Origin of the sequence: Bradyrhizobium sp. (genome assembly GCF_050014615.1) — a bacterium.
Classification (GTDB): domain Bacteria; phylum Pseudomonadota; class Alphaproteobacteria; order Rhizobiales; family Xanthobacteraceae; genus Bradyrhizobium.
Genome location: NZ_JBEKCZ010000018.1, coordinates 12,731 through 26,805, shown reverse-complemented (window position 1 = coordinate 26,805; position 14,075 = coordinate 12,731). Strand labels below are relative to the sequence as shown.

The window sequence follows — 14,075 nt, the reverse complement described above, 5'->3', positions numbered from 1 at the left end:
GGATTCCATTATTTGCCCGACCAGTGCACGAAGCGCCGCTCGATCGTGAGGAACAGGAGATTAAGTCCATAGCCGAGCGCGCCGGCAGCGAAAATCGCGGCATACATATCGGGCATATCAAATAATTGCTGCGCCTCGAACACCCGCTGGCCGAGACCATCGGTCGATCCGATGAACATCTCGGCCACCACCACAATCACCAGCGCCAGCGACACGCCGTTGCGCAGGCCCACGAAGGTCTGCGGCAGGGATTCCAGCAGCATCACGTCCCAGAGTATCCTGACCCGGGATGCGCCCATCACGCGCGCCGCGAGAATTCGCGTCTTGCGCGCATTCATCACGCCATAGGCGACGTTGAACAGGATCACCAGCGCCGCGCCGAAGGCCGCCACCGATATCTTGGTGCGATCGCCAACCCCGAACAGAACCAGAAACAACGGAAACATCGCCGACGCCGGCGTCGACCGGAAGAAATCGATCAGGAATTCGACCGAACGATAGACCTTTTCCGACGAGCCCAGGAGAATGCCGAGAGGGATCGCGATCACGGCCGCGATCGCCGTGGAATAGACCGTGCGTTCGACGGTCTTGAGGAAGTCGACGCCAAGCTTGCCGCTGGTCATCCCGATCCACATCGCGCGGAAGGTCGAGATCGGCGACGGCAGCAGAACCGGATCGACCACCCGGGCCCAGACCGTCAGCGACCACACCGCCAGCAGCACGGCGACGCCGACGAAAGGCAGCAATATCTGCAGGCGTTTCATCGCGCTCTCATCCCTTGCGAACCTCGCGCTGGAATATTTCGAGGCAATGCGCCTTGGTGCTGATGAAGTCGGCTTCCGACAGGGTCTGGAGGGTACGCGGCCGTGGCGCGTCATAATGGACGAATTCCACCGCACGCGCGGGATGGCGCGACAGCAGCAGGATCCGATCCGACAGGTACACCGCTTCCTCCAGATCGTGCGACACCAACACCGTCGTCGTCGACGTTTCCACGAAAACACGCTGCAGCTGTTCGCGCATGAACAGTGTCATTTCATAGTCTAGGGCGGAGAACGGCTCGTCGAGAAACAGGATTTCCGGCTCGACGATCAGCGCGCGCATGATCGAGACCAGTTGCTGCTGACCGCCGGACATCTGGTAGGGGTAGAGATTGAGATCGATCTTGACATTGAGATTGGCCACAATCTTCTCGACGCGGATGATCCGTTCGGCTTTCGGCACCCCCATCACCTTCAGCGGATAGGCGATGTTGTCGAACGCACGCAGCCAGGGAAACATCGCTTCGCGGTAGTTCTGGAACACGTAGCCGAATTTGATCTGGCTCAACGGCTGCCCGTCGAACAGGATTTCCCCGGCATCGACCGGAAACAACCCTGCGATCATGTTGATCAGCGTGCTCTTGCCGCAGCCGTTGGGGCCGAATACCGACATCAGCTTGCCGCGCGGAATATCGAAATCGAAATTATCGTAGATTGTTGCGTCGGAAAAGCGCTTGCTCAGCCCGCGGATCGTGACATGGGGAGCGGTACGCCGCGCGGCTTCACGGGCATTGTCCGTCAGTTCCATCCTAGCAGCTGGCTGTACTCCGGCCACGGTTCCTCAGAATTTCTGCAGGACTTTGGTAACGTCCAGCTTTTCAGGGACGACTCCGATCGAATTTCCAAAGTCGGCAAACTTCTGCAGGTCGCCGATCTGCTTGGGCGTCATATCGCCCACCATGACATATCCGAGCATCGGCACCATATCGACGACGTTGTCGGGCGTGAACGTATTCTTGGCGAGATATTTGCGCGCTTCATCCGGGTTTTTGTTGATAAAATCGATCGCCTTGCTCCATGCCGCGGCGAAACGCCTGGCGACGTCCGGCCGCTTCTGGATGAAATCGCTGGTCATGGCGCAGCCTGCCGCATAGGCGTTGGCGGCCTCGTCGCCGAGGATATATTTCGAGATCACTCCGGCCTCGAGCGACCGCGCGACCCCGGCCTTGATCATCATCGAGGCGCTGGGCTCAAGCGTATAGCCGCCATCGAAGGTACCGGCCGTCATGGCGTTGACATGCTGCCCCATGTCGAGCTGGTCGATGGTGTAATCCCCCTCCTTCAATCCATTCTTGGCCAGAATGGCCTTGGCGGTGTTGACGTTGGCCGGTCCCGGCGCCGACATCAGTTTGGCGCCTTTCAGGTCGGCGATCGTCTCCGCCTTGAAGCCATTGCGGACCACGAATTGTTCCATCTTCCAGACCTTGGTCTGGCTATGCAGGCCGATATACATCGCGACGCCGGGTTTCTTGACATCGGCGTTCAGCCCTTCAAGCGTCACCAGAACCGCCGCGACCTCGATCTGGTTGGTCATCATCGCCGCGACGTTCGGCGGACCACCCATCAGCCTGGTCATTTCGGGCTCGATATTCTGCTCCTTGAAAAAACCCCGCTCCAGCGCGACGAAATACGGCAGCGATGAGCTGATCGGAAAAACCCCGACCGAAACCTTGTCCTGCGCAACCGCCCGACCCGACACTACGGCGCTCAAAGCCAGCACCGTGATGGCACAGATCGTGAGTTTCAGCGACTTCATCGTGCGCTCCTGTCATCCGCGTTACCAGCACCTTCCGACCCGTGTGCACCGGAAGACGTCGATATTCGAGCAAGGAACGTGCCGATTTTACGCGTCCAGCTCGACAATGGCGATCACAGGACCGCCGCCATGCGGGCCCTGGTGCATGGCATCGACCGACACAAACACCGCGGGGTCGCCGATCGCCAGCGCCGCAATGCTGCCGACCGCCGCCTTTGAATGGCGGTGATGGTGGACGTCGGAATCGTCGAGCATGATCTGCCGCCGGCCACGCAGCATGCCGGTGCGGTCGGCCTCGCATTTCATGAAGCAATTGACGACACGGCCCTTGAGGTCTTCCGACCGTGGTCGTTCCGGCAATTCGATACCGGCATCGCGAATTGAATCGTAGATTCCATCAATATCCAGCGCATCGCGCATGACGGAATGACCGATCTTGTAGCGGCCGCCGGCGCCGGCCTTGTTGCCGAGCAGCACGATCTGCGCCTGGGTCAGTTCCACCCCTGAAGAGCAGGACGCCACCGAGGAATAGAGATCGAGATCCTTGCAGATCTGTTCGGCTTTGGGCATCGGCACCTCGCCCAGCGCCACGGCAATGCCGAGCGCCGTGGTGCCATTGGAAACACCCATGGAATCGTGGACCTCGCAGGCTACCGTCTGGTGACGGAATTCCGCATCGCGGACCGACTCGATGGTCAGAAGCGGCGTCTTGGTCTGGACGTAATGCACATCCTTCGGATCGGTGATCCCGGCATTCTTCATCGCCGCCTTGACGGCGTCGGCAACCTTCTGAACCATCGCCGGACGTCCGATATCCTCCGGCAGCAATTCCGCGCTCAGCGCCGTGCCGATCACCAGCCGCGACTTGTCGGCTGGACCGGTCTTGTCGTTGCGCGCGAAGATCGTGGCGTGGGGCGTGATGACGCCGTCGCAACCGCCCGACCAAACCATCGGCACGTTGTGAATCTCGGCTTCGGAGCGCGTGCCGTGCTTGAGCAACACGCGTCGGAACGCCTGATCGGCCAGAATGCGGGTGAAATCGTTGACGCCACCATTGCCTTCGGTCTTGCCGATCACCGCAATCACTTCGTCGGCGCGGAACTTGCCCGCCGCGATCAATGCCTCGAGGCCGCTCGCATCCTGAACGGTTTTCAGTTCGACCTTTGCAACTTCAATCGCCATTCGCTTGAAACTCCGCTATCCGCCTTACCAGTATTTCGCTCATCGCATCCGCGGCCGGTGTTCGCCACGCAGCATCTTTTCATAGCCCACACCGCGGTCAATCATGGCAGGCGCGGTATTTTGCGCCTTTGCCATCTCGGCCCGGCGCTGCTTGGTCGCCGCCTGGTCGATCTCGGGTTGGCCGGTAGCGACGACATCGGTGAATACCACGCCATAATCGTTCTCGGCGCTTGCAAGCGAGACCCGGCCTTCGATCACATCGCGTAACACAAGTTCCAGTTCGCGTTGCAGCGGATCGCCCCAGCCGCCGCCGCCGGTCGTCACCACACGAACGATCTGTCCCTTCAAGACCGGTTCACCGTCGACGAGACCGCCGAGATCATAGCCCTCGCCCTCAGCGTCCACCGTGACGCAGAACGGCTGTCCGGCCTTGCCCCCGTTCAAACCATAGCAGCCGAGCCGGACCCGGTCCGCCGTGACGATGGTGCGGCAATCGACCAGCGCGCGATAATGCTTTTCATATCCCTGCCCGCCGCGGCGCAAGCCGGCGCCTCCGGAATCGGTGCGCAACGCCAGTTTCTCGACCAGCAGCGGGAACCGTGTTTCGGTGAATTCCGCCGGCTGATTGCGTGAATCCGGCACAATATGGATCGCGTCATTGCCGTCGGCGTAATAGCGGCCGCCGGAACCGCCGCCGAGCACCTCGCGCGACAGGAACGACTTGCCCTCGAGATCGGTGCCAAAAAATCCGGTGTAGCGAATGGTCTCCTGATCGGCCGGCATGCGGCCGTCGACCGCCTGCGCGACCACGCCCGCCAAGAGGCCGAGGCAGCGCAAAAGTACAAACGACCGCGCATTGGTTGCCGCCGGCCATACTGGTGTAATCAGCGTGCCTTTCGGCGGAAAGATCACCTCGAAGACGTCGCACACGCCTTCGTTGACATGGATTTCGGCAGCGCGCTCGGGCGTATCGGCGAGATTGCGCAGGATCGGCGCGATCCATTTGATCAGGAACGCGCCGTCGGCGTAATCCGCCGGCCAGTTGATCGGACCGGTCGATTGCGGATCGGTGCCGTTGAAGTCGAGCGTGATCTTGCCGCCCTTCTTGGTCATCTTTAGCGCGATTTTGTGCAGCTTCGGATCGGTGATGCCGTCGTGCTCGACGTAATCTTCCCAGGAATATTCGCCATCGGCGATCTTGGCGAGCAACTCGTTGCGATAGATATCGCGGCATTTATCGAGGATCGCCTGAAAACAGGCTTCGACCTGCTCCCTGCCGAAGCGTTCGAACAGCCCGGCCATCCGGCGCGCGCCCATCAGGCAAGCCTGGATCTCGCTGTCGAGATCGGCCGACAGCATCTCCGGCACGCGGGTATTGCGGCGAACGATGGTGAATACCGCGTCGTTTCGCACGCCTTCGCTGTAAATCTTGACCGGCGGAATCGCGATGCCTTCTTCAAACACCGTGGCCGCGGTGCCCGGCATTGAGCCAGGAACCCTGCCGCCGACGTCATCATGATGGCCGAAGGCCTGGATATAGGCGACCACCTCGCCTTGGTGAAACACCGGCACGGTGCTGCAAAGATCAGGCAAGTGGCCGATGCTGCCTTCCGTCAAATAGGTATCGTTCATCAGGAATACGTCGCCGGGCTTCATGGTCTCGGGCGCGAAATCCCGCACCACGCCGTTCGGCATCGCCGAATAGGAACGACCCGTCAGCTTGCGGCAATAGCGATCAAACAATCCGACCCGAAAATCATGGGCTTCGCGGATCATCGGGCTGCGCGCCGTACGCTCGATCGCGTATTCGATTTCGGCCTCGATCGAATTCAGCGTGCCCTCGACGATTTGCAGCACGATCGGATCGACGGAGACGGTTTCGCGCAGCGGCGCGACAGGCCAAGGATGCGATGGTTGATGCACGTTCATCGTGGCATCTCCTGCGATGAGATGGAGCGAATGACAAGAATACCGTGCGGATCGACTTCGACATATTGGCCGGGAAATACCACCGTCGTTGAGCCGAATTCCTCGACCACCGCGGGTCCGTTGACGCGGCCGGCGGGCGGCAGCGATGCGCGATCGAACACGGGTGTGTCCAGAAACTCTGTGCCGAAATAAACCGCCCGGGTCGACTTCGGCGCGGGACGGCCCGCGCGACCGGCAAGCTTGGGCATTTGCGGCCGTTCGATCAGACCGAAGCCGGAGACGCAGAGATTGACCAGCTCGATCTTCTGCTGACCGGCGTAGTCATAGCCGAAGGTCCGGCGATGCGCGGAATTGAAGGCGCTGATCAATCCCGAAAGGAACGAGGCATCCACCATACCTCCCGGCGCGGTGACGCGCACCTCCATCGACTGGCCGGCGTAGCGAATGTCGGCTTCGCGGACCAGCCTGATGCGCGAAGCCTCGATGCCGTCCCGCTCCAGAGTAGCTATCGCGTCACGTTCCAGTGCGGCATAACGTACGGCGACGTCGGCAAGATCGATGGCGTCTTCATGCATGACCTTGGTGACGATGTGGTCGGTGCGCCAGTCGACCGCGAGCAAGCCGAAGGCCGACAGATTGCCGGGATTCGGCGGCACGATGCAGGCCTTCATCGCCAGCAGGTCCATCACAGCGGCGGATTGTGCCGGACCCGCGCCACCAAATGACAATAGCGCGAAGGCGCGCGGATCGATACCGCGCTGGATCGTCATCTGCCTGATCGCGTTGGCCTGGCTCCAGTTGGCGATCTCGATGATGCCGCTGGCGAGCTGCTCGACACTCATCTGGCCGGGCAACCGCGCGGCGAGCGCGGCAATGCCGCTCCGCGCCCGCTCGACGTTAAGGGCAATACCGCCGCCGATCAGCGACGGCGGAATTCGGCCGAGCACCAGATTGGCATCAGTGATGGTCGGCTCACTGCCGCCGTTCGGATAGCACATCGGTCCAGGCTCAGCGCCGGCGCTGCGCGGACCGACCTTGAGATGACCCTCGCGGCTGATCCAGGCGATCGAACCCCCGCCGGTGCCGATGGTCTCGATGTCGATCATGGGAATACGTACCGGAAACGGGCCGACCGATCCGCCATTGGTAACATGCGGCTTACCGCCTTCGATCAGGCAAAGGTCCGTCGAGGTGCCGCCGGCGTCCAGCGTCACCAGATCCGGGAAGCCCGCGATGTCAGCGATGACGGCACTGCCGAGCGCTCCGGCCGCCGGGCCCGACAGCGCCGTGGTGATCGGTTTGCGCACCACCTGATCGGCGCTGGCAACGCCGCCGCTCGACTGCATCACCAGAAACGGCTTGTCCTGCAAGCCGACACCAAGCTCCTGATGCACCCGCTTGAGGTAGCGTTCCATATGCGGCTTGACGAAGGCGTCGACCAGCGTCGTCACCGCGCGCTCATATTCGCGATATTCCGGCAATACCACGCAGGACAACGACAACGTCGCGTCCGGATATTCCTCGGCAATGATTTCGGCGGCGCGGCGCTCATGCACGTCATTGGCATAGGAATGCAAAAGACAGATTCCGATGGCGCGGATGCCCTGCTGGCGAAAATACCGAGCCGCCTCGCGCACGCTGGCCTCATCGAGCGGGCGCAGTTCATGGCCGCGAAAATCCAGCCGGCCGCCGACCTCGCGAACGAATTGCAAGGGAACGATACGATCGGGCTTGACCCAGAAATAGGAGTTTCCGTAACCCTCCGGTACCGATTGCCGGGCGATCTCGAGAATGTGCCGAAAGCCGGCATTGACGATCAAGCCGAGCGAATTGATCTCGCCCTGCAGCAGCGCATTGGTCGCGACCGTGGTGCCATGGGCGAGGCCCGCAACATCATTCGTGGTGGCGCCAGCGGCGGCGAGAATTTCGTTGACCCCGCGCAACAGGCCGATCGCCGGGTTGGCCGGCGTGCTCGCCACCTTGGTCACTTGCGTTGCGCCGGATTGCGTATCGACCGACACGATGTCGGTGAAAGTGCCGCCGGTATCGATACCGATACGAAACCGCGCGGCCAAAGATCGAGATGACATGCCTGATACCATCGACAAATTGACGGGGACGTGCGCGTGCCAGCCAACGCCACCGCACTGCGATAGCATGGGTCCTTCGCTTAACCCGAGTCAAAAGCCGATTATCGATGGGATTATCGGAAAATCCGATCAGCCAGCCTTGAGCATTTCGCGCAATTTCAGCAACGCCGCTTCTTTGCGCCGCGACAGCGGCTCGCGCCGCCGAAACAGGCTGAATGCAACATTACGCGCCGGTGCTATCGAGAACGCTTTCAATAATCCCAGCGTAACTTCATTTTCTGCGCAGGCGCGCGGCACGATCGCGATTCCGCCCCCCGACTGCACGATCATCTTGATGGTCTCGATATTATCCACCACCGCAAGAATGTTGGGTCGGATTCCGAGATCGGTAAACAGCGAGAAAACCACCTGGCCATATCCAACGGTCAGTTCGCTCATGATGAAGGGCTCGGCCAGCAAACGTCCGATATCGATCGGCTGTTTCGAACGCCCCAATGCATGCTTCGGATGCGTGATCAGTGCCATCTCGGCGTCGATCAGGCGGTCAAAGATCAATCCGGCCGGAAATCGATCGGGATCGGATTCAATCGCGATACCGGCGTCGATCCGTTCCTCGTGCAGTTCGTTGAAGATATTCTTGGTCGGCGCGGTCAGGATATCCAGCCGCACGCCCGGAAGATCGGATTTGAGATCGGTAAACATGCGCGGAATGAAGATCTGGGCCATGCCGGACCCCATCCCGATCGTGAGCGTATCGGAAAGCGCGCCGCGCAATCTGCGGGCGGTATCCGAGAGGCTCAGCAGATCGCCCATCACCCGCTCGGACTCGTACAAAAAAGTACGGCCGCGATCGGTGGATTCGATGCCGCCGGATGTCCGGTTAAACAGCTCAAAGCCGATCTCTTCTTCGAGCAACTTTACCTGCTCGCTGACAGCCGACTGCGAAATATTGAGTCGCTTCGCGGCTTTGGTGAAGCTGCGTTCCTTGTAGACCGAAAGCGCGTAACGCAGTTGGCGGAAATCCAAGTTGCAAATCCTCTATGTGGCTGCCGCTGCCGGCATCTCGAAGTAGCGGCGTGTCTCGGATTGGGTCTCGGCAATCAGCCTGCCTTTTCGAATCACCCAGCGGCGCGGCAGCCGTGTGGCGAAAGCCCCGCGCGCGTCGCGGGCGTCCAGCACCACCAGATCCGCGACGCCGCCGACCGCGACGCGAAAATCCGGCACCCGCAATGCTTTCGCGCCGTTGTTGGTCACCATGTCCATCACGGTCAAAATCTCGGCCGGCTGGCTCATCTGCGAGGCATGGCATAGCAGAAAGGCAATCTCGAGCGGGTCGTTCTGACCGAAGGGATAGAAAGTGTCGTGCACGCAGTCCTGTCCGCAGGCGACATTGACACCGGCCGCCAACAGCTCCTTGACCTGCGTCACCCCGCGGCGCTTGGGATAATCGTCCAGGCGGCCCTGCAGCATCAGATTGGTGGCCGGATTTGCAATCATGTTGACGTTGGCCTGGCGCAGGCGGCCGATCACATGATCGGCATAGTCCCTGGGGTAACTCGCCAGCGCGCAGGTGTGTCCCGCGGTCACGCGGCCCTGCCAGCCATTGGCGATCGTCAATTCGGCCAGCACTTCCAATGTCCGAGCCGCCGGGTCGTCGGTCTCGTCGACATGCATGTCGATGTCGGCGTCGAATTGCCTGGCGATGTCGAAGACAATCTCGATATGCCGCCGGCTATCCTGCGGCGACGCTTCATTGAAAGGCATGCCGCCGACGACATCAACACCAAGCTTCATCACCTCACGCATCAACGCTTCGGTGCCCGGCGATTTGACGATGCCCTCCTGCGGAAACGCTACGATCTGGATATCGATCAGATCGCCAAACCGCTCACGCGCGCGGATCAGACCTTCGGCCGGACGCGTGCCGCCGATCGGATCGACATCGACATGGGTGCGCAACCTCGAGATACCGTTCTCCAGGGCCTGCGCGAGGACGCGCGCGGCCCGGTCCGCGATTTCGTCGACCGTGTAGTTGCGCTTGAGCTCCCACAGGATCTCGATGGCTTCGGTGAGCGTCCCGGAGCGATTGACGGGCGCGCGTTCCGAGATCAACGCCTTGTCCAGATGAATATGCGGCTCGACAAAGCCCGGAACGGCCATTCGGCCCTCCGCGTCGAGCGTCAGAACGGCGGCCGACGAGACGCCGTTTGGGTTCACGCTCGCGAAACGGCCATTGGCTATTCCGAGGTCGCACAAGCCTTCGGTGCCCCACAAGGCAACATTCTTGACAAGGATATCCAGCGTCATCGACAGGGCCCCATGCTGAGCGCGGCGCACAATGTAGTGCATCAACCAAATTTAGGCGAGACGTGGCGGCTTCCGCCAGCATTCGGCCGGCGCCGGACCGCAAAGGTTAACGGCCAAGGCACTGCAAAAGCCATCTCCAAAGGCATTCCAGCAAGGCCTCCCAACCAAAACAGGACTGGAATCGCCGTTGTATTCGGCCGCGACATAGCTATATAGTTTCGCATGCGGCTGCGGTCGCGCCGTTAATTCCATCGTTGGTGACCAGGCCCGTCTGCTTAGGCGGGCCGTCGCCATTTCGGGGGTCCGTTGCGATGACTGGTTCTAATCGGATTGACCATATCCGCCTTACCTCGCATCCTGCACCGGGTGCCAAGCACAATTTCCCCATCAACTGGGGCGCAGCCAGCGCGCGTGAACGCGGACCGGTGATCGGTACGGTGTCACGCCCGCAGGATCGCAACGTCATCGGCACCCACGGCGGATCCTATTCGGTTTATCGCGCGCTTGCCGTTTCATCCGGCGCACTCAATCCGATCCGGCGTCCGGATCTCACCAACACCCACCCCGCCGCAACGATCGGGCCATTCCCGCAATGGAGCGATCCGGAGCGGATCGTCTCGCTGGATCCGTGGGGCCATCTTGTCGCGGAAAATTTCGCAACCGAGATCGCCGAAGGCGTCGATATCCGTCCCAGCATCGCGATCACCCGCGCCCGGCTCGATCTGCCCGAACTGAGGGCGGCGATCGAAGCCGGACGGCTCAAGGTGGACGACGAGGTCGTGCACAAGAGCGGCAGCGTCTCCGTGGTCAAGATCGCGATCGATCCGGTCTGGTATCTGCCGGGCATGGCGCAGCGTTTCGCCACCACCGAAAACAATTTACGCCGGCAGTTGTTCGAACAGACCGCCGGCATGTTCCCGGAGCTGGTGACCAGGCCCGACCTGCAGGTTTTCCTGCCGCCGATCGGCGGCATGACGGCCTATTTGTTCGGCGACGTCACCAAACTGCCGGACCATCGCACCAGCATCACCTGCCGCGTGCATGATGAATGCAACGGCTCCGATGTGTTCGGCTCCGATATCTGCACATGCCGTCCATACCTGCTGCACGGCATCGAGGAATGCGCGCGCGCCGGGCAAACCGGCGGCCTTGGCATCATCGTCTACAATCGCAAGGAAGGCCGGGCGCTGGGCGAAGTCACAAAATTCCTGGTCTACAACGCACGCAAGCGCCAGGAAGGCGGCGATGCCGCCGCGCAATATTTCGAGCGCACCGAATGTGTCGCCGGGGTGCAGGATGCCCGTTTCCAGCAACTGATGCCGGACGTGATCCACTGGCTCGGCCTGAAACGCATCGACCGCTTCGTTTCCATGAGCGATATGAAGCACGATGCGCTGACCAGCCAGGGCATCGAGATCGTTGAACGCGTACCGATCCCCGATGATCTGGTGCCGACCGATGCGCATGTGGAAATCGCAGCCAAGAAGGCCGCCGGTTACTACTCTCCCGAACCGCCACAGCCGCAGGACCTGACCAATTCGGTCGGCCGTTCGCTCGAAAAATACTGAGAGAGGACGGCCGTGTCGGTGGCAAATCTCGAGACATCGGCCGCGTTGTCGTTGTTGAATGCCAGGGCCGTTCGCGAGCGGGCACAGCGTATGCTCGCCATCGGTCTCGACGACAGGCTTCCGAACTTCCGCATCGACCTCGGCCGCATGGACAGCGCGGTCGACCTGGTGCTGCAAACCACGCGCAAGGCCTATCCTTCGTTCGAGGTACCGTTTCATTCGCGCTGGCGGCACTTCGTTGCGAATGGGGACAATCGCTGGGCCGATATCGCCGACCAGATCCGCTGGCCCGATCGCGCCGCGCGTGCCCGGGCTGAATTCGATCTGGCCATCGTCAGCGTCTTTCTCGATGCCGGCGCCGGCCCGTCATGGCGCTATCACGATCCAAAGACCGGATCGGCGATCGGCCGCTCGGAGGGATTGGGACTGGCCAGCCTCGCGATGTTCGCGGCCGGCGCATTCTCGGCCGATCCGCATGACCCCTTGCGCGCCGATGCCGAGGTGCTTGCCAATCTCTCCATTGCCGATCTCGAGCGCGGCCTGCAGGTCTCGGACCTCAATCCGCTGGTCGGCCTTGAGGGCCGCGTCGATCTGTTGCGCCGTCTTGGCGCGCTGGTGGCGTCGAAACCGGATGTCTTCGGCAGCTTCGATACACCACGACCCGGCGGCCTGTTCGATCGATTGGCGATAGAGGCAGACGGCCTGCAGCTCCCCGCCCCTGCGATACTTTCCAGGCTGCTGCAAGAACTCGGGCCGATCTGGCCATCGCGGCTGACGCTGGGCGGCATAGCCCTCGGCGACTGCTGGAAACATCCGGCGCTGGCGACGATGGATGCGACCAGCGGTTTGATGCCGCTGCACAAGCTTTCGCAATGGCTGGCCTATTCCCTGATCGAACCGCTGCAAACCGCCGGCATCCGGGTAACCGATATCGATGGCCTCACCGGCCTTGCCGAATATCGCAATGGCGGACTGTTCATCGACATCGGCGTGCTCGGCTTTCGCGACGCAGAGGATGCGCAGCGCGAGCATGAAGTGGCGTCATCGCTGGTGGTCGAGTGGCGCGCACTGACGGTGGCGCTGCTCGACCGCATCGCCGATGGTTTGCGGCAACGGCTCGGGCTAGACGCCACCTCGCTGCCGCTGGCGAAAATTCTTGAAGGCGGAACCTGGGCCGCGGGCCGGTTGCTGGCGCGCGAACGCCGCGCCGACGCCTCACCGCCCGTGAAAGTCATCAGCGACGGCACTGTATTCTAGATCGGATCAACACATGGACGGCGTCACGATCGTTAGCCACCCGCTGGTGCAGCACAAGCTGACGCTGTTGCGGGAGAAAAATATTTCGACCAAGGCGTTTCGTGAGCTCCTCAAGGAGATCGGGATGCTGCTGTGCTACGAGATCACCCGCGATCTGCCGCTGGCTGATGTCGATATCGAAACGCCGCTGACCCATATGAAATCTCCGAAGATCGCGGGCAAGAAACTGGTGTTCGCACCGGTGCTGCGGGCCGGCGTCACCTTCGCGGACGGCATGCTCGATCTGGTGCCGAACGCGCGCGTCGCCCATATCGGCCTTTACCGCGAACCGGAGACCTTCGTTGCCGTGGAGTATTTCTTCAAGGCACCGAGCGATCTGCACGAGCGGCTGGTGATCGTGATTTCACCGGTGCTGGCAACGGCGAACTCGGCGGTCGCGGCGGTCGACCGGCTGAAGGAGCGCGGCGCCAACGACATCCGGCTGGCGTGCCTGATCGGCGTGCCGGAGGGTATCGAGCGCATGCGTGGCGTTCACCCGGATGTTCCGATCTGGCTCGCCGCCATCGACCAGGGGCTCGACGAAAACGCCTATATCCTGCCCGGCCTCGGCGACGCCGGCGACCGCGCCTACGGCACTAAATAGGCCAGCTCCTGATTTCAGGTGCCGACGCGAAGCGCTGAACGCTGCTTGCGAAGATAGGCGATCACGGAGAGCGCGGTGATACGACCCGTCTTCGGATTTTCCGACGGAATATTCTCGATCGACATCGAAAAACGGGCGGAGTCGGATTCCACCTCAACCCGATGAATGTTGCGCGTCACCGTGGGATCGGCCCAGATTTCCAGCCGTGTCCGGTCCGGGCCGATGCCGGCCAACGAGAGCGCGACCGCCACGTTCAGATTGGCCGGGAAGCCTTTTGCCGCCTCCCGTGCCGTGCCCTCGAATATCCGGAGCGGCGCGGTAATTCGTTCGATATCGATGTTGTTTTCGACGATATAGGGCGCGCCGGCGAGCCCTTGAACCGGCTTTCTGGTCACCATCCTGACCGAATGGATATTGCCGACCGCAGCCGCGGTCACGGCGTCGAGGCCGATCAGCGCTCCCGTGGGCACCACGATCTGACCGCCGTTTTGCTTCGCAAGCGCAATCAGGTCCTCGTTGTCG

At 61.6% G+C, this 14,075-nt stretch carries 11 protein-coding genes and 1 pseudogene (1 of these 12 cut by a window edge); 3 read left to right on the top strand and 9 right to left on the bottom strand.

Annotated elements, in window-relative coordinates:
* Positions 1-8 precede the first annotated feature (8 nt).
* The 8 genes from ABR948_RS05060 to ABR948_RS05025 all read right to left on the bottom strand — a co-directional run bounded on the left by ABR948_RS05060 (position 9) and on the right by ABR948_RS05025 (position 10,085).
* Positions 9-764, bottom strand: coding sequence for an ABC transporter permease (locus ABR948_RS05060; protein WP_428114351.1), 756 nt, complete (start codon positions 762-764; stop codon positions 9-11).
* A gap of 7 nt (positions 765-771) precedes the next feature.
* Positions 772-1,569, bottom strand: a complete 798-nt coding sequence (locus tag ABR948_RS05055) for an ABC transporter ATP-binding protein (protein ID WP_428114350.1) — start codon at positions 1,567-1,569, stop codon at positions 772-774.
* A gap of 33 nt (positions 1,570-1,602) precedes the next feature.
* Positions 1,603-2,577 carry an ABC transporter substrate-binding protein gene (locus ABR948_RS05050; RefSeq protein WP_428114349.1) on the bottom strand — a complete coding sequence of 325 codons (975 nt, stop codon included), beginning with the start codon at positions 2,575-2,577 and terminating at the stop codon, positions 1,603-1,605.
* Positions 2,578-2,664: 87 nt separating this feature from the next.
* Positions 2,665-3,759: a cyanuric acid amidohydrolase gene (atzD, locus tag ABR948_RS05045; protein ID WP_428114348.1), complete on the bottom strand. Its 1,095-nt coding sequence runs from the start codon at positions 3,757-3,759 to the stop codon at positions 2,665-2,667.
* A gap of 39 nt (positions 3,760-3,798) precedes the next feature.
* Positions 3,799-5,688 (bottom strand): hydantoinase B/oxoprolinase family protein, encoded by a 1,890-nt coding sequence (locus ABR948_RS05040; protein ID WP_428114347.1) that lies wholly within the window; start codon positions 5,686-5,688, stop codon positions 3,799-3,801.
* Positions 5,685-7,778: a hydantoinase/oxoprolinase family protein gene (locus ABR948_RS05035; RefSeq protein WP_428114346.1), complete on the bottom strand. Its 2,094-nt coding sequence runs from the start codon at positions 7,776-7,778 to the stop codon at positions 5,685-5,687. Before ABR948_RS05035 ends, ABR948_RS05040 begins: the two co-directional genes overlap by 4 nt.
* 129 nt (positions 7,779-7,907) lie before the next feature.
* Complete coding sequence (locus ABR948_RS05030) at positions 7,908-8,804, bottom strand: LysR family transcriptional regulator (RefSeq protein ID WP_428114345.1); 897 nt, start codon at positions 8,802-8,804, stop codon at positions 7,908-7,910.
* Positions 8,805-8,816: 12 nt separating this feature from the next.
* Positions 8,817-10,085 (bottom strand): amidohydrolase family protein, encoded by a 1,269-nt coding sequence (locus ABR948_RS05025; protein WP_428114344.1) that lies wholly within the window; start codon positions 10,083-10,085, stop codon positions 8,817-8,819.
* A gap of 311 nt (positions 10,086-10,396) precedes the next feature.
* On the opposite strand from ABR948_RS05025, the gene ABR948_RS05020 reads away from it, so the two are divergent.
* Genes ABR948_RS05020 through upp form a run of 3 tightly spaced genes read left to right on the top strand, consistent with a single transcriptional unit; the run spans position 10,397 to position 13,553 of the window.
* Entirely contained in the window at positions 10,397-11,653 is a 1,257-nt protein-coding gene (locus ABR948_RS05020) for a GTP cyclohydrolase II (RefSeq protein ID WP_428114343.1), read from the top strand.
* An 18-nt stretch (positions 11,654-11,671) separates the two neighbouring features.
* Positions 11,672-12,910: a URC4/urg3 family protein gene (locus ABR948_RS05015; protein ID WP_428114370.1), complete on the top strand. Its 1,239-nt coding sequence runs from the start codon at positions 11,672-11,674 to the stop codon at positions 12,908-12,910.
* Between the two features lie 13 nt (positions 12,911-12,923).
* A complete protein-coding gene (gene upp / locus ABR948_RS05010; protein WP_428114342.1) occupies positions 12,924-13,553 on the top strand; it encodes a uracil phosphoribosyltransferase in 630 nt (209 codons plus the stop codon).
* 14 nt (positions 13,554-13,567) lie between these two features.
* Here the strand turns inward: upp and ABR948_RS05005 are convergent.
* A pseudogene (locus ABR948_RS05005) lies at positions 13,568-14,075 on the bottom strand (aspartate dehydrogenase) (it continues 322 nt past the right edge of the window).